The sequence below is a fragment of the Lebetimonas sp. JS138 genome (genome assembly GCF_000523335.1).
Lineage (GTDB): Bacteria > Campylobacterota > Campylobacteria > Campylobacterales > Nautiliaceae > Lebetimonas.
Genome location: NZ_ATHT01000001.1, coordinates 442,836 through 459,161, shown reverse-complemented (window position 1 = coordinate 459,161; position 16,326 = coordinate 442,836). Strand labels below are relative to the sequence as shown.

The window sequence follows — 16,326 nt, the reverse complement described above, 5'->3', positions numbered from 1 at the left end:
CGGCAATAATTAGTATAATGTTAAAAAAGGTTTTAAATGAATATTGTTTTTATGGGAAGCCCCGATTATGCGGTAAAAATACTTGATAATTTAAACAAATATTTTGATGTCTTGGCGGTTTATACCCAGCCTGACAAACCTGTCGGCAGAAAAAAAATATTAACTCCGACGCCTGTTAAAAAATATGCCCTAAAACATAGTATACCGGTTTTTACACCAACAAAACTTAATGCTCATGATTTAAAAAATTTTAAGCCCGATTTTATTGTGGTGGCTGCTTACGGTATAATATTAAAAAAAGATGTTTTGGAAATTGCCCCATGTATTAATCTGCATGCATCTTTACTTCCAAAATACAGGGGTGCGAGTCCTATTCAAAGTGCTGTATTAAACGGGGATAAATATACGGGTGTTACTTCAATGCTTATGGATGAAGGGCTTGACACCGGCAATATACTGGCATGGGATTATACAGAAGTTAAAAATAAATCAAGTATAGATTTGTTTGATGAACTGGCGGATATTGCAGCAAATCAAATTATTTACACTATTAAAAATTTTAATAATATAAAACCGCTCCCTCAAATAGATGCATTGAGCTCTTATTCTCCTAAAATAAAAAAAGAAGACGGTTTTGTTGATTTCAGCTCAGCCCTTATTATAGACAGAAAATACAGGGCATTCCAGCCCTGGCCCGGGATATTTTGTGAAAAGTTTAAAATAAATGAAATGAAACTTATTGATATTGATTCAGAAAATGAAAAAGGCAAAATAATTAAGATTGATAATAAAGGCGTTGTTGTCGGATGTAAAAGGGGTAAAATTAAACTTATTAAAATTCAGGTTCCCGGTAAAAAAGAAGTAAAAGCGGTTGATTATATCAATGGAAAAAGACTTAAAATAGGAGACAATATGTTAAGTGAGTTGTGAGTTGTGAGCTTGCCCGGCCGCTTGTAAAGCGGCGGGGTGGTGAGTAAACAAGTTGCCAAGAAACCAAGAGAGAAGTGGAAAGTGAAAAGTGTAAAATGAAAATGGGCGAAAATGAGCAATGCGAAAAATGGAGAATTGTAAATGTTGTATGGGAGATAATATATTTTAATAAGATTGATTCAACCCAGAAATATTTGATTGAAAATATAGATAAATACAAACTGCCTGTTTGTGTTTGGAGCGAATATCAGACAGAAGGGATTGGAAGCAGGGGAAACAGATGGCTGGGGGAGAGGGGAAATTTGTTTTTTTCATTTGCCCTAAAGAATAATCTTAATATTCCGATTCAGAGTCTTTCGATTTTTTTTGCTTTTGTAATGAAAAAAACATTGGAAAATTTTGGTTTAAATTTGTTTATGAAGTGGCCAAATGATTTATATACAAAAGATTTAAAAAAAGTTTGCGGGGTTTTAAGCCAATTTAAAAAAGATATTTTAACAGTAGGTATAGGAGTTAATACAAAAAAATCACCCTCAAATAATTTTGCCGGTTTGGATTTGAAAATAAAAAATGATAAAATTCTAAAAGGCTTTTTGAAAAACATATATAATTACAGCTGGGAAGAAATTATTAATGAGTATCAAAAAGAATTTGAAAAAACTAAAAATTTATTTGATATAGATGGAATCTTAGAGGATGATGGAAGTTTGAAAATAAAAAATAAAAGGGTTTATTCAAGAAGATGATAGAAATAATTTCTGTAGCGAATCAAAAAGGGGGCGTTGGTAAAACCACCACCGCTGTAAATTTGGCGGCATCTATTGCAATAAATGAAAAAAAAGTTCTTTTGATAGATGCTGATCCTCAGGCAAATACAACATCATCTCTCGGTTTTTATAAAAGCGATTATGAATTTAACCTTTATCATGTGTTAATAGGCTCCAAATCTATAAATGAAGTAATATTAAATACCAAAATTTCAACTCTTGATTTAATTCCTTCCAACATAGGACTTGTAGGGATTGAAAGAGAATTTGACGATTTAGAAGATAAAGAATTAGTTTTAAAGAAAAAATTAAAAGAAATTAAAAATAATTACGATTATATAATTATAGATACACCTCCCACGCTCGGAATTATTACAATAAACGCGCTTTCCGCCAGCGACAGTGTGATTATTCCTGTCCAGACGGAATATTTTGCGCTTGAAGGACTGGGGCAGCTTTTACAAACCATAAAACTTTTAAGAAGAACCAAAAATCCAAAGCTTGAAATTAAAGGGATTCTTCCTACTATGTACACAAAATCCAATAATCTTTCAAAACAGGTTTTGCACGATATAATTAAACATTTCAGAGACAATATGTTTAAAAGTGATAATAAATTTATAGTAATACCGAGAAATGTCCGTCTTGCAGAAGCTCCGAGTTTTGGTATGCCTGTAATTACATATGATATTAAAAGCTCAGGCGCCCTTGCTTATGAACTGTTGGCAAAATCTATCCTGGAGAAAAACAGATGAAAAGACTGGGTAAAGGGCTTGGAGCTATCTTGGAAGACGTGGAGGCCGGGTATTTAAAAGATCTGCCGGATGAGGGTTTAAAAGAAATTAAAGTAGAAAAAATAAAACCCAATCCATTTCAGCCAAGAAAAGAATTTGATGAAAAATCTATTGAAGAACTTGCACTTTCTATTGACAGATACGGACTTTTACAGCCTATAGTAGTTATAAAAAACGAAGATAATTACATTTTAATAGCCGGAGAGAGGAGACTGAGGGCTTTTAAAAAACTTGGTAAAACAGAAATAAAAGCTTTGATATTGGATTTGGACATTAATGAACTGAGAGAATATGCTTTAATTGAAAATATACAAAGAGAAGATTTAAATCCTGTTGAAATAGCCAAATCATTGCAAAATTTAATGAGCGAACACGGTTACACCCATGAAGAGCTTGCAAAAATTGTTTCAAAAAGCAGAAGCTATGTGACAAATTTATTAAGACTTTTGAGCTTACCCGAATTTGTTCAGGAAAAAATAAAAAATAACGAAATCAGTGTCGGACATGCAAAAATTATGTCTAATTTAAATAAAGAAGAATTGGAAGAAGTTATAAATGAAATTAATAATAAAAAATTAAATGTAAGAGAGACGGAAAAACTCGTTAATAAAATAAAAAACAAAGAAACAATACTACCAGAAGTTACAAAGTTGGCCGATAATTTAAAAAAATTAGGCATAAAAGTGGAAATAGGGAATAAATATATTAAAATTATGTGGAAAAATGAAAAAGATATTGAAAAATTAAAAAAATTAATTGAAATAATAAGTTAAAATTATGTTAAAATTTCAAAAAAGGAGAATTAATGCTTGAACTGAATATCTGGTTGATGGTCGGTGTAGCTGTAATTTTTTTAATTACGCTTTATTTGTTAAACGAATGGCTTTTTAAACCATTGATTAATTTTATGGAAGAAAGAGAAATTAAACTTGCCGAACAGATGAAAATGATTAATGTCAATTCCGAAGAAACAGAAAAACTGGAAAATGAGATTAAAGAAATTTTGAAGAAAGCAAAAACTGAGGCCGGCAAAATAAGAGAAGAAGCAAGAGCAAAAGCTTTAGCCCTCTCAGAAGAGCAAAAAGCTCAAAAACAGGCTCAAATAGAAGAAGCAAAAGCAAAACTTGCTGAAGAAATTGAAATTGAAAAAGAGAAAATTTTGAATGAACTCTTAAAAGGAAAAGATGAAATTAAAACAATACTTGAAAATAAAATAAGGAATGTGGCATGAAAAAAATATCCTTTTTAACATTGATTTTAAGTGTGTTTTCATTTGCAGCGGAAGGCGGGATAAGTTCAACCGATTTTATTCCAAGAACGATTAACTTTTTAATTTTTGTTGCAATTTTATGGTATTTGGTCGGAAACAGGGCTGTTGATTTTTTTAAAAAAAGAAAAGAAAATATAGCTTCAAGATTTCAGGAAGTTGAAAATAAATTAAGAGAAGCCAAAGTTAAAAAAGAAGAATTGGAAGCAAAACTTGAAGAAGCTAAAATAACAGCCAAAGAGATAATTGAAAATTCAAAAAACGAAGCTGTTGTTATCTCCAATAAAATTATGGAAGATACAAAAGGTGAACTTGCGGCAATGGATAAACTGTTTGAAGTTTATAAAGAGAGTGAACTCAGAAAAGCCAAAAAAGATGTTGTTAAATCATTTATGAATGAAATCTTTAAAGATATACATATAAGCAGTGAAGACGCTGCAAAACTTATTTTAAAGGCTGCATAATGATAGTTGAAAAATATACAAAAGCTCTTATGGCTTCTTTAAACAAAGAAGAACAAAAAGAAATATTTGAAGCTTTAAAAAAACTGGCTTTTTTAAGCAAAAACCCAAAATTTATGCTTATATTGAAATCTCCCCTTTTAAGTACAGAAGAAAAATTGAAATTTATACAAACTGTTACAGAATGTGAAAATAAAAAATTTATTAATTTTGTTAGAATTTTAAATGAAAATAAAAGAATAGACATAATTAAAGATATTTTTAAAAATTACCATGCCAAGCTTTCAATTTCCAATAATACTTTCGACGGAACCGCGGAAGGTCATATAAGTGGAGAAACTCTAAAAGCGCTTGAAGATAAACTTTCTTCAAAATTTAATGCTGCAATAAAACTTAGTTTAAAGGAAAAAGATATTAACGGAATTAAAGTTTTTGTTGATGTGTTGAATGTTGAAGTTTCCATAGACGAAAACAGAATTAAACAAGATATAATTACAGATATATTAAAAGCAATCTAAAAGAAAGGAGTATATGTGATACAAGAAATCACTTCAATAATAAAAGAGAGAATCGAAAATTTCGATTTGAAAGTAGATGTTGAAGAAGTAGGTAAAGTTATTTATTCAGCTGACGGTATTGCTAAAGTTTACGGTCTTACAAATGTTATGGCTGGTGAAATGGTTGAATTTGAAACCGGTGAAAAAGGTATGGTGTTCAACCTTGAAGCAGACAATGTAGGTGTCGTTGTTCTCGGAAGTGGAACAGATATTACCGAAGGAAGCTCTGTAAAAAGACTTGGAAGATTAATTTCCGTGCCGGTTGGGGATGCGCTTATCGGTAGAGTTGTAAATGCTTTGGGTGAGCCGATTGACGGAAAAGGGCCTGTTGAAGCTGCCGAATACAGATATGTAGAAGAAAAAGCGCCTGGAATTATGGCAAGAAAATCTGTTCACGAACCGCTTCAAACAGGTTTAAAAGCAATTGATGCCTTGGTACCGATTGGAAGGGGACAAAGAGAACTTATAATCGGGGACAGACAAACGGGTAAAACCACTGTTGCGATTGATACTATAATCAACCAAAAGGGTCAGGATGTTGTTTGTATTTATGTTGCGGTAGGTCAGAAACAATCAACTGTTGCAAATATAGTAAGAACACTTGAAGAACACGGTGCTATGGAATACACAATTGTTGTAAACGCAAGTGCAAGTGAAGCTGCGTCTCTTAAATTTTTGGCACCTTATGCAGGTGTTACAATGGGAGAATATTTCAGAGACAACGGAAAACACGGATTGATTGTATATGACGATTTAAGCAAACATGCGGATGCATACAGAGAAATGTCACTTTTACTTAGAAGACCACCGGGAAGGGAAGCATATCCTGGGGATGTATTTTATTTGCATTCAAGACTTCTTGAAAGAGCTGCGAAATTAAGCGATAAATTAGGAGCGGGAAGTTTAACAGCTTTGCCTATTATTGAAACAAAAGGCGGGGATGTTGCGGCATACATTCCGACAAATGTAATTTCAATTACAGACGGACAAATTTTCCTTGAAACAGATTTATTCAATAAAGGTATAAGACCTGCAATTAATGTCGGTTTATCAGTCTCAAGGGTTGGAGGAGCCGCTCAGATTAAGGCGATGAAACAGGTTGCCGGTACATTAAGATTGGATTTGGCTCAATACAGAGAACTTGAGGCATTTGCACAATTCGCAAGTGATTTGGATGAAGCGAGCAGAAAACAGTTAGAGCGTGGACAAAGATTGGTTGAAATTCTAAAACAGCCTGCTAACCAGCCTTTACCGGTAGAAAAACAGGTCGTAATTATTTATGCGGGAACAAAAGGGTATCTTGATGATATTTCTGTAAGAAGTATAAGAAAATTTGAAGATGAGCTTTATCCGTTTGTAGAAGCAAAATATCCTCAGATTTTTGAAAATATCAGAAGTAAAAAACTTCTTGATGCCGAAACAGAAGAGATATTGAAAAAAGCCCTAGAAGAATTTAAAACTCAGTTTGAGGGATAATAAATGGCAACCTTAAAAGAATTAAAACAAAAAATAAGCAGTGTTAAAAATACTCAAAAAACAACCAGGGCGATGAAGCTGGTTTCCACCGCTAAATTAAAAAGAGCGGAAGAAGCGTTGATTCGCTCAAGGGAATATGCCAAAAAGATAGATGAAGTAATGCATGAAATATCATCTAAACTCAGCGCAGTTAAGGATGTTATCGATTTAAGGGCATTTGCAAAAGTAAACACTCAAAAAATCGATTTAATTGTCATTACCGCCGATAAAGGTCTTTGTGGAGGATTTAATATCCATACAATCAAGGAAACCTTAAATCTTATAAAAGAATTAAAAGAAAAAAAAGTTAAAATCAGACTAAAGGTAATAGGGAAAAAGGCGATTGAATATTTTAAATTTATGGGAATAGAAATGAGTGAGGAAATTATAGGCCTCAGTTCCGCCCCTGATTACGAAAAGGCTAAAGAAATTATAGAAACGAGTTATCATGACTTTATTCAAAACAATATAGATAACATTATACTTGTTCATAACGGATATGTGAACAAACTGACTCAAAAAGTAGAAGTAAAAGAACTTTTACCAATTGAAGTGGAAGAAGAAGAAAGCAATGTTTATCTTGAGGTTGAACCAGATCAGGATTACGAAATTATTTTAGAGACATTAGTCAAACAGTATTTGGAATATTCACTTTATTTTGCTTTGCTTGATTCTCTTGCTGCGGAACACAGTGCCAGAATGCAGGCAATGGATGCGGCAACAAACAATGCAAAAGATATGGTTCATCAATTGACACTTCAGTTTAATAAAGTCAGACAGGAAAATGTTACAAGAGAATTGATTGAAATAGTGACTGCTATTGAAGCAATGAAAAAATAAAGGAGTAATATGGAAGGTAAAGTTTTACAAGTCTTAGGTCCTGTAGTTGATGTAGAATTTGAAGAAAATCTACCGGCTATTAACGAGGCTTTATATGTAGAGTTTGAAGCAGAAGGTAAAAAGAAAAAAGTGGTATTGGAAGTCGCCGCTCAAATAGGAGATAATATCGTAAGAACAGTTGCAATGGATTTGACTGACGGGCTTGTCAGAGGTACAAAAGTGGTTTCAACAGGTGCACCTATATCTGTTCCTGTAGGTGAAGTAGTGCTTGGAAGAATCTTTAATGTTACCGGTGATGTGATTGATGAAGGTGAACCGGTCCCTGCGGATGCGCCAAGATGGTCTATTCACAGAAGCGCTCCTGCGTTTGAAGACCAGTCAACAAAAATGGAAATTTTTGAAACAGGTATTAAAGTTGTGGATTTGTTATGCCCTTATATGAAAGGTGGTAAAACAGGTCTGTTCGGTGGTGCAGGTGTCGGTAAAACAGTTATTATTATGGAACTTATCCATAATGTTGCATATAAACACAGCGGTTATTCAGTATTTGCCGGAGTAGGCGAAAGAACAAGGGAAGGAAACGACCTCTATAACGAAATGAAAGAAAGCGGCGTTTTGGATAAAGTTGCTTTGTGCTACGGTCAGATGAACGAACCTCCAGGATGTAGAAACAGGGTTGCTATGAGCGGTCTTACTATGGCTGAATATTTCAGAGACGAAGAGCACAGGGATGTATTGATGTTTATCGACAATATTTTCAGATTTGCCCAAGCGGGTGCGGAAATGTCAGCGCTTCTTGGAAGAATTCCAAGTGCGGTTGGTTATCAGCCTACACTTGCAACAGAAATGGGAAGACTGCAAGAAAGAATTACATCAACTAAAAACGGTTCAATTACATCTATCCAGGCAGTATATGTACCTGCTGACGACTTGACAGACCCGGCGCCTGCAAATGTATTTGCACACTTGGATGCGACAACCGTTCTTAACAGAAAAATTGCTGAAAAAGGTATTTATCCGGCAGTTGATCCGCTTGATTCAACAAGTAGAATTCTTGACCCTCAAATTGTCGGAGAAGAACATTATAAAGTAGCAAGAGAAGTTCAGGAAGTATTGCAAAAATATAAAGATCTTCAAGATATTATTGCAATTTTGGGTATGGATGAACTTAGTGAAGAAGATAAATTAATTGTTGCAAGAGCCAGAAAAATTGAAAAATTCCTATCTCAGCCGTTCTTTGTAGCTAAAGTATTTACAGGTGCAGACGGTAGATATGTAGAACATGATAAAACTATTGCAGGATTTAAAGAAATTCTTGAAGGAAAAGTTGACGATTTACCTGAAAATGCGTTCTATATGGTGGGAGATTTAGACGAAGCTAAGGAAAAAGCCGAAAAAATGAAGGCTAAATAAAGGTAAAATATGAAAGTAGAAATTGTAACACCTCTTGGCAAAGTTTATGAAGGTGAAGTTAAAGAAGCATATTTCCCCGGAATAGAAGGGGAATTCGGTGTATTGGACAATCATGCACCGCTTGTTACTTCTCTTCATCCCGGAATTATCACTTTAATTAAACCTGACGGTAAAAAAGAGATTATCGCTATTGATAAAGGATATGTTGAAGTAGCCCCCGATCATACCAATGTTTTAATTTCATCTGCCGTTCCTGTTACGGGACCCGATGAAAGTGAAATTGCCAAAAAAATGGAAGAGGCTAAAAAACTTCTAAAAGAAGCTATTTCAAGTGACGCTCTTTACGCAGATGTTGAAGCAAAGATAGAGAATGCTATTAGATAAGGTTCTTAGCAATCCTGTAAACATCGTTGTTTTGGGATGGCTGGGAATTTATCTTTTTTTTGTTTTTTTTGTTTTTTTTTATAAATATTTAACTTTGTCTTCCTGGATAAAAAATGAAGAGGAATCTTTATATTCTTTGCGTATGAGTAATAATTTTTCTATTAAATCTTCTTTAAAAAGCTGTATTGAAAATTCAAAAGAGATAAATAAATATTCTTTTGACGCATGTATTGAAGCAGCCAAAAAAAAGGCAAGCAGTTTTATAGTTTTTTTAAGTATTGTTGCATCTACAGCCCCTTTTATCGGACTTTTCGGAACTGTAATAGGTATACTTGACGCTTTTAATTCTATGGAAAAGGTTACCACTATCAATATGATTGCACCTTCTATTGCAGATGCCTTAATTGCAACGGCCGTTGGTATAATTACCGCTGTTCCCGCTTACAGTTTTCATCAGATTCTCTCTAAAAAAATAGAAGATTTGGAAAGTATTTTAAAAATACAAAAGGATGTTTTCTTAGCAGATGAAAAAACCTGAACTTAATATTACTCCTTTTGTGGACATTATGCTTGTGTTGTTGGCAATTTTAATGGTTTCAGTCACCATGAACACATATCAGGAAAAAAGCGTTAATCTGCCAAAAGGAAGCAGAACATCACCGGCTGTGAAAAAAGCGGCCATTAATATAGTTATTAATAAAAATTTAAAAGTTTATGTCAATAAGGAAGAATTACCGTTTAAAGATTTTTTGGAAAATTTCAATTTAAAATACGGAAATTTTAATAAAAACGCTTTAGTTTATATTGCGGCAGATAAAGATATAAAATATAAAGATTTTATGAAAATATATGCGGCTGTTGTTAAAACAGGCTTTACACAAATAGGGCTTCTTACCCAATGAGAATCTTTGTATCTTTTTTTCTCACATTAATTGTATATTCTATAATTATCTTTTTTTTTGTGCTTATTTTTAATCAACCCAAGAAAAAAAAAGAAGTTTTAATACATACCGCAATTGTAGTTCCTGCAAATAAAAAATCTATTATAAACACTCCTAAAAGTACTGTCAAAAAGCAGATTAATAAACAAAAAAATAAACCGGTAAAAAAAATTGTAAAAAAAATAAAAAAAGGTTCAATTTCAGCTTTTACAAAAGGCGGAAAAAATATAAAAATTAACGATATTTTCAAAACAGTTAATTATAATGTCGATACAGAAAAAATAAAACGTAAATCACAGCTTGATATGAGCAGGTATAAAGGGATTGAAGAAGAATTAAAAAAAGTGAAAACCATTAATTTTAATGTTTCTTTAATCGGGGGAGGGGGAAATTTAAGTGATAAAGAAATTGAAAATTTAATAGTTAAAAAGCTCTCTCCTCTTTGGAATAACATTTCCAATATAATCGGAGAATATGCTAAAATAAACATTGTATTTGACGGCAGTAAAACCAATGCTTATATATTAGAAAGTAATCTGGATGAAAACAGACAGCGGGAATTGATTGGGGAGATAGAAAAATTAACATTTGATAAAAAATTTGATATTACGGTAAAATTTATAACAAAGGCCAATAAATGATTAAAAAATTACTATTATGTTTTATATTTGCAATATCACTTTTTGCAAATGAAATTGTAATTACAAAATATCTGCAAAATAAGCCTCATATATCGATAGAATTCAGAGGAGATAAAAATGTTTTTAAAATTCTTAAAATGGATTTAAAGGTGCTTGATCATTTTAATTACTCTTTTAATGACAATAACACTTCTTTTAAATTTGATTTTGAATATAAAAATAAAACATTAAAAGTAAAATATATAAACAACAATAATATTGTTTTAACCAAAATTTATAAATCAAATACATATGCGTTTTTCCCTTTTTTGGTACATAAAGCCGTATATGATTTAAACAGATATTTTAATCTGCCCGATGCAAAATTTTTAATCAGAAAAGTTGTTTATTCCATGCTTGTTGCGCCAAAAGAAGCAAATATTTATATATCCGATTATACGCTTTCTTATAAAAAAAGATTGATTAGTGGAGGGCTCAATATTTTCCCTAAATGGGCGGATAAAAAACAAAGCACAATTTATTATACAAAACTCGGAAGATATGCCGTAATATATAAATATAATATTTATACCGGGAAAAAAGAAAAAATTTTAACTTCACCGGGCCTTGCAATTGTATCTGATGTAAAAGGAAATAAAATTTTATTGACATTGGCCCCTGAAGGGCTCCCGGATGTTTATGAATATGATATAAACACTAAAAAATTAATAAGGCTTACAACATATTCTGGTATAGATGTAAGCGGCAAATTTTGGGGAGATAATTATGATAAAATAGTATTTGTAAGTGACAGATACGGTATACCCCTTGTTTTTTCAAAAGATTTAAAAAGCGGGAATGTATCGAGAGTTTTGTATCAGGGTAAAAATCAAATAGGTGTTGATACATATAAAAATTATCTGGTTGTGAGTGTAAGAGAAACAAACAACGCTTTTAAAAGCAATACATTTAATCTTTTTTTGATTAATAAAGATGATGACAGCTTAAAAAGACTTACATTCGGCGGTCAGAATATGTATGCCAATTTTTCAGTGGATGGAAATTCAATAATGTTTATAAAAAGAGAGAATTTTTTCAGTAAAATTGGTATAATACGTTTAAATGAAAACAAGGTTTTTTATTATAAGTTGCCAAAAATATTACAATCATTTGACTGGTAAAGGAGAAAAAATGAAAAAAAAATTATTGGTAGGTGTAGCAGCGGCAGTTTTGTTTTTAGCAGGATGTTCTAAACAGCCGAGTTTGGAAAATGCCCAAAATGTAAATACCGGGACACAGTCACAGCAAACAGAACAAAATGTAAATGCAAATGCAAATGCTTCAGAGCAAAATGCGAGTGTAAATACCGAAAATGCAAACGTTGAAGAAGAAACATTGGGAGGAGCAAAAGTTAGTGCACAAAACGCAAATGAAGAATTTGCAAAAAAACTCTCAGGTATAGTAATTTATTTTGATTTTGACAAATACAATATAAGAGCTGACCAGTGGCCGAAAGTGGAAAAATTAGCTGAACTTATTAAAAGCAATCCATCTAATTACACTATAAGAATTGAAGGTAACTGTGACGAATGGGGAACAGAAGAATATAATTACGCTTTAGGGTTAAAAAGGGCAAACAGTGTAAAAAATGCGCTTATAAAACTTGGTGTTGATCCTAAAAAATTAACTGTAATAAGTTATGGTGAATTAAATCCGGTATGTACAGCTCATGCCAAATGGTGCTGGAGATTAAACAGAAGGGATAATTTTACTTATCTTCCATAATTTAGATACAATTCCTTTAAAAAGGAATTGTATGAAAAAACTTCTTTTTTTACTTCCGTTATTATTATTTGCAGATGTTAACCCTTTTAATGCTGGTAATTTAAATTCTCCCAATCCTTACGGTTTAACACCTGATGAAAAAGCTATATTAAATAATAAAAAATCAATAAACAACGTACTGAAAAATATAAATTCATTAAAAAATGAGTTAAAAAAAATAAAAAACGAATTTACACAAAAATTTGTCCAATATGACGAAACTATTAACGATTTGAAAGACAAATCCCAGGCAATCAAGACAATGCTTGATGAAATAGATTTATTAAATAACAATATGGTTAATATAAAAAAGCGTATATCAAATCTTGAGGCCAATATCAGCGGTATGGAAAACAATATTACTGTATTAAACAACAATTATTCCAAATTAAAAGAGAGTATAAATGAAATAGTGAAAATACAAAATCAGAATTTTAAATACTTAACATCTTCTATTCAGGATATTTTAAATCAGATAAAAAAACAAAATATTTCACCTAAAGCTGCATATAAAAAAGCAAAAAAATTATATTTTTCAGGTAAATTAAAGAAGGCTAAAAATTTGTTTTTAATATCACTGAATTCAAATTATATGCCGGCGACCAGCAGCTTTTATCTGGGTGAAATATCTTTTAAAAACAAAAATTATAAAGATGCTTTGGCATTTTATAAAAAAAGTATAACCCTTTATCCTAAAAAAACCTCTTTTACCGATAAGCTTTTATATCATACAGGTATAAGTTTTGAAAAACTCGGAATGAAAAAAGAGGCTTTGCTTACATTTGAAAAACTGATTAATGATTTTAAAAATTCAAAATATTTAAAGTTGGCAAAAAAAGAGTTGGAAAAATTGAAATAATATGTTATACTGCTTAAAAATAATAAAGGAACATTATGGCAGAAGTTTATTCAATAGAATATACAGTGAAAAACTCTGAAGGTGAAGTTGTTGATACCAATAAAGGACAGGCTCCGCTCGAATTTGTAGCAGGAAAAGGACAAATTATTCCTGGTCTTGAAAAAGAAATAGTAAATATGCAAGCCGGAGAAGAAAAAAGCGTAACTGTACCTGCGGGTGAAGCTTACGGGGAAAGAAACGAAGAAGCTGTTCAAACTCTTCCAAGAGAACAATTCGAAGGAATTGAACTTCAAAAAGGAATGACACTTTACGGTCAATCTCCTGACGGGCAAACTATTGCGGTAACAGTAAAAGATTTCGACGATCAAAATGTTACAATAGATTATAATCATCCGTTAGCGGGAGAAGATTTATATTTTGACGTAAAAGTTGTAGGTAAAAGAGATGCAACAGCAGACGAAGCTTTAACAGGTCAGGTCGGCGGAAATGCGTGTGAATGTGGGGAAGGATGCGGATGCCATTAGGCTGCCGCTCTTTTTATATTAATTAGTGTCTGACGCTATTATGTAAGAGAAATAATATTTATTAATTTAATTAATTCTTCTTTTATTTTTTATATCGTGCACTGAGCTGTTAATTTTTATCTTTGAAGTAATTTTTATATATTACTTCCATTTAATCAGTTCCTTCATTTTTCACTTTTCACTTTGTTATAATTATATAAAAAAAGGAATGAAATGAAACTCGCTCTTTTATTCCCGGGACAGGGCAGCCAGTTTATTGGAATGGGAAAAGATTTTTATGAAAATTCAGAAAAAGCCCGTGAAATGTTTGAAATTGCAAGCGATGCAATAAAAATTGATTTTAAAAAACTGATGTTTGAGGAAAATGATGAAATTAATAAAACCGAATTCACCCAGCCGGCAATTTTATTGTATTCAGCAATAGCTTTTAAACTTTTTGAGCAAAACAGGGATTTTACTTATAATTTTTCTCTTGGACATTCATTGGGCGAATTTAGTGCACTTTTCAGTGCCGGCGCCTTTAATTTGGCTGATGCCATTAAATTAGTGCACAGTAGAGGCAAATTAATGAATGCGGCCTTTAAAGATAAAATCGGGAGTATGATGGTGGTTTTGGGGCTTGATGACAATGCAGTGGAAGAAGTATGTAAAAAATCAGGCTTACAGGTGTGGCCTGCAAATTATAACAGTGACGGTCAAATTGTAATAGCCGGAATCAGAGATGATTTAATTCAATTGGAAGGAGTTTTAAAAGAAAAAGGTGCTAAAAGGGTAATGCTTCTTAATATGAGCGTGGCAAGTCACTGTCCATTGCTTGAAAGTGCAACCGAACCTTTAAGGGAATTATTGGGAGAATCATTGAAAAATGAATTTAAAGATGTTGTAAGCAATGTAACTGCAAAAAAATATAATACTAAACAAAAAGCGTTGGAAGTTTTACCGATTCAGCTTACAAAGCCTGTTTTATATAAACAGTCAATCAAAAATTATGAAGATGAAACAGACTTTTTTGTAGAATTCGGAGGAAAAGTTTTAATGGGTATAAACAGAAAAATTACAAAGAAAAAAACATATCCTATTACAGATATGGTGAGTCTTGAGAAGGTGTTGGCGTTATGAAAATAGCACTTGCACAGATAAAACCGAAACTAAGCCCCGATAATTTAAATAAACACATTGAATATGTAAATAAAACGGATGCCGATTTAATTATTTTCCCGGAACTCAGTATGAACGGATATAAAATAAAAGACGCCCTGCTTGAAGATGCTTTTAATGTAGATTTTTTTAAAAGGCTTCAATTTAATAAAGATGTGGTATTGGGGGCTGCTTTAAAAATAGACAGCAGAATATATAATAGTGCCGTTTATTTGGAAAAAGAATTAATAATTCATAATAAAAAATATCTGCCAACTTACGGGGTGTTTGAAGAAGGCAGATTTTTCTTCAGAGGAGATGATTTTAAATATTTTAATACTAAATTTGGGAAAACTGTTATGTTTATATGCGAAGATGTATTTAGCGGCGATGCAATTGATTTTGTGGCAAAAGAGAAACCGGATTTAATTATTGTAATTTCAGCTTCCCCCGCAAGGGAATTTAAAGAAAAAAAACTGTTAATTGAAGAACAGTGGGAAAGTATTTTAAAAACAATGGCTATTTTAAGCGGTGGATATGTTGCTTTTTGCAATCGTGTAGGATTTGAAGACGGTCTTGGATTTTGGGGGGGGAGCAGGGTTGTTAATCCAAAGGGCGAAATTGAGATAAAAGCGGAATATTTTGAAGAAGAATTGATTGAATGCGAATTAAACAATAAACTTACTTTTACCCAAAAATATTTTTTAAGGAAAAACTGATGGTAGCTATTATGTGTGCTATGAGGGAGGAACTTGAGCCTATTTTAAAATATTTAAAATTAAAAGAAGTTGTAGAATACGCAAATAATAAGTTTTATATTGCCAAATTTAGAAATATTAATTTGGTTTTGGCTTATTCTAAAATAGGCAAAGTAAATGCCGCTTTAACCGCCGCTGTTTTAATAGAAAAATTCAATGCCGAAATTTTACTTTTCAGCGGTGTTGCAGGTGCAATTGAACGGGATTTAAAAATAGGGGATTTAATTATTGCCACAAAAACATGCCAGCATGATATTGATTTAACTGTGTTTGGTTATGAACCGGGTTTTATTCCTGAGAGTCAGGTTTTTTTTGACTGTGATGAAGAATTAAATAATATTGCTAAAAAAGTTGCAAGAAATTTAAATATAAAATTAAAAGAAGGAATTATTGCAAGCGGAGATCAGTTTATCCATTCACGTGAGCGTAAAGAGTGGATTGCCAAAACATTTAAAGCAAGCGCCATTGAAATGGAAGGCGGGGCGGTAGGATGTGTATGTTTTAATGAAAATGTTCCTTTTTTTATGTTAAGGGCCATAAGTGACAGCGCAGAAGAAGGTGCCGGGGTTGATTTTGATAAATTTTTAGAAGATAGCAGCAAAGTTAGCGCCAAATTTTTGATAGAAATGCTGAAAGTTATGGAAGATTGAAAATGAGCGAAAATGAACAAAGCGAATAAAGCTCACCTGGCCGTTTGAAAAACGGCCATGGTGGAAAATGGAAAATGGGATTTGC

Annotated in this window: 21 protein-coding genes; all 21 read left to right on the top strand. The window is 32.2% G+C overall.

Annotated elements, in window-relative coordinates:
• Positions 1-36 precede the first annotated feature (36 nt).
• The 21 genes from fmt to DZ67_RS0102390 all read left to right on the top strand — a co-directional run bounded on the left by fmt (position 37) and on the right by DZ67_RS0102390 (position 16,241).
• Complete coding sequence (gene fmt / locus DZ67_RS0102490) at positions 37-930, top strand: methionyl-tRNA formyltransferase (protein ID WP_024787113.1); 894 nt, start codon at positions 37-39, stop codon at positions 928-930.
• 95 nt (positions 931-1,025) lie between these two features.
• Positions 1,026-1,676 carry a biotin--[acetyl-CoA-carboxylase] ligase gene (locus tag DZ67_RS0102485; RefSeq protein ID WP_024787112.1) on the top strand — a complete coding sequence of 217 codons (651 nt, stop codon included), beginning with the start codon at positions 1,026-1,028 and terminating at the stop codon, positions 1,674-1,676.
• Positions 1,673-2,452, top strand: coding sequence for a ParA family protein (locus DZ67_RS0102480; RefSeq protein WP_024787111.1), 780 nt, complete (start codon positions 1,673-1,675; stop codon positions 2,450-2,452). The genes DZ67_RS0102485 and DZ67_RS0102480 overlap by 4 nt, the downstream gene beginning before the upstream one ends.
• On the top strand, positions 2,449-3,264 hold the full coding sequence (locus tag DZ67_RS0102475; protein ID WP_024787110.1) for a ParB/RepB/Spo0J family partition protein: 816 nt from the start codon (positions 2,449-2,451) through the stop codon (positions 3,262-3,264). Before DZ67_RS0102480 ends, DZ67_RS0102475 begins: the two co-directional genes overlap by 4 nt.
• A gap of 32 nt (positions 3,265-3,296) precedes the next feature.
• The gene (locus tag DZ67_RS0102470; RefSeq protein ID WP_024790676.1) at positions 3,297-3,722 is read left to right on the top strand and encodes a F0F1 ATP synthase subunit B family protein; all 426 of its coding nucleotides are present in this window, start codon (positions 3,297-3,299) and stop codon (positions 3,720-3,722) included.
• Entirely contained in the window at positions 3,719-4,222 is a 504-nt protein-coding gene (locus DZ67_RS0102465; protein ID WP_024787108.1) for a F0F1 ATP synthase subunit B family protein, read from the top strand. The genes DZ67_RS0102470 and DZ67_RS0102465 overlap by 4 nt, the downstream gene beginning before the upstream one ends.
• Entirely contained in the window at positions 4,222-4,737 is a 516-nt protein-coding gene (locus tag DZ67_RS0102460; RefSeq protein WP_024787107.1) for a F0F1 ATP synthase subunit delta, read from the top strand. The genes DZ67_RS0102465 and DZ67_RS0102460 overlap by 1 nt, the downstream gene beginning before the upstream one ends.
• 15 nt (positions 4,738-4,752) lie before the next feature.
• Complete coding sequence (gene atpA / locus DZ67_RS0102455; protein ID WP_024787106.1) at positions 4,753-6,252, top strand: F0F1 ATP synthase subunit alpha; 1,500 nt, start codon at positions 4,753-4,755, stop codon at positions 6,250-6,252.
• 3 nt (positions 6,253-6,255) lie between these two features.
• Positions 6,256-7,131, top strand: a complete 876-nt coding sequence (gene atpG / locus DZ67_RS0102450; protein WP_024787105.1) for an ATP synthase F1 subunit gamma — start codon at positions 6,256-6,258, stop codon at positions 7,129-7,131.
• A gap of 9 nt (positions 7,132-7,140) precedes the next feature.
• Entirely contained in the window at positions 7,141-8,544 is a 1,404-nt protein-coding gene (gene atpD, locus DZ67_RS0102445) for a F0F1 ATP synthase subunit beta (protein WP_024787104.1), read from the top strand.
• Between the two features lie 9 nt (positions 8,545-8,553).
• Positions 8,554-8,928 (top strand): ATP synthase F1 subunit epsilon, encoded by a 375-nt coding sequence (atpC, locus tag DZ67_RS0102440; RefSeq protein WP_024787103.1) that lies wholly within the window; start codon positions 8,554-8,556, stop codon positions 8,926-8,928.
• Positions 8,915-9,466, top strand: a complete 552-nt coding sequence (locus DZ67_RS0102435) for a MotA/TolQ/ExbB proton channel family protein (protein ID WP_024787102.1) — start codon at positions 8,915-8,917, stop codon at positions 9,464-9,466. Before atpC ends, DZ67_RS0102435 begins: the two co-directional genes overlap by 14 nt.
• Positions 9,453-9,830 carry an ExbD/TolR family protein gene (locus DZ67_RS0102430; protein WP_024787101.1) on the top strand — a complete coding sequence of 126 codons (378 nt, stop codon included), beginning with the start codon at positions 9,453-9,455 and terminating at the stop codon, positions 9,828-9,830. Before DZ67_RS0102435 ends, DZ67_RS0102430 begins: the two co-directional genes overlap by 14 nt.
• Positions 9,827-10,510, top strand: coding sequence for a hypothetical protein (locus tag DZ67_RS0102425; protein ID WP_024790673.1), 684 nt, complete (start codon positions 9,827-9,829; stop codon positions 10,508-10,510). Before DZ67_RS0102430 ends, DZ67_RS0102425 begins: the two co-directional genes overlap by 4 nt.
• Positions 10,507-11,670, top strand: a complete 1,164-nt coding sequence (locus DZ67_RS0102420; protein ID WP_035907025.1) for a translocation protein TolB — start codon at positions 10,507-10,509, stop codon at positions 11,668-11,670. The genes DZ67_RS0102425 and DZ67_RS0102420 overlap by 4 nt, the downstream gene beginning before the upstream one ends.
• A 10-nt stretch (positions 11,671-11,680) precedes the next feature.
• Positions 11,681-12,274, top strand: a complete 594-nt coding sequence (locus DZ67_RS0102415) for an OmpA family protein (RefSeq protein ID WP_024787098.1) — start codon at positions 11,681-11,683, stop codon at positions 12,272-12,274.
• A 31-nt stretch (positions 12,275-12,305) separates the two neighbouring features.
• Positions 12,306-13,172 carry a tetratricopeptide repeat protein gene (locus DZ67_RS0102410; protein WP_024787097.1) on the top strand — a complete coding sequence of 289 codons (867 nt, stop codon included), beginning with the start codon at positions 12,306-12,308 and terminating at the stop codon, positions 13,170-13,172.
• A 35-nt stretch (positions 13,173-13,207) separates the two neighbouring features.
• Positions 13,208-13,696: an FKBP-type peptidyl-prolyl cis-trans isomerase gene (locus tag DZ67_RS0102405; RefSeq protein ID WP_024787096.1), complete on the top strand. Its 489-nt coding sequence runs from the start codon at positions 13,208-13,210 to the stop codon at positions 13,694-13,696.
• Positions 13,697-13,909: 213 nt separating this feature from the next.
• On the top strand, positions 13,910-14,815 hold the full coding sequence (gene fabD / locus DZ67_RS0102400) for an ACP S-malonyltransferase (protein WP_024787095.1): 906 nt from the start codon (positions 13,910-13,912) through the stop codon (positions 14,813-14,815).
• Entirely contained in the window at positions 14,812-15,552 is a 741-nt protein-coding gene (locus tag DZ67_RS0102395; RefSeq protein WP_024787094.1) for a nitrilase-related carbon-nitrogen hydrolase, read from the top strand. The genes fabD and DZ67_RS0102395 overlap by 4 nt, the downstream gene beginning before the upstream one ends.
• Positions 15,552-16,241 carry a 5'-methylthioadenosine/adenosylhomocysteine nucleosidase gene (locus DZ67_RS0102390; RefSeq protein ID WP_035907024.1) on the top strand — a complete coding sequence of 230 codons (690 nt, stop codon included), beginning with the start codon at positions 15,552-15,554 and terminating at the stop codon, positions 16,239-16,241. Before DZ67_RS0102395 ends, DZ67_RS0102390 begins: the two co-directional genes overlap by 1 nt.
• Positions 16,242-16,326: the final 85 nt, after the last annotated feature.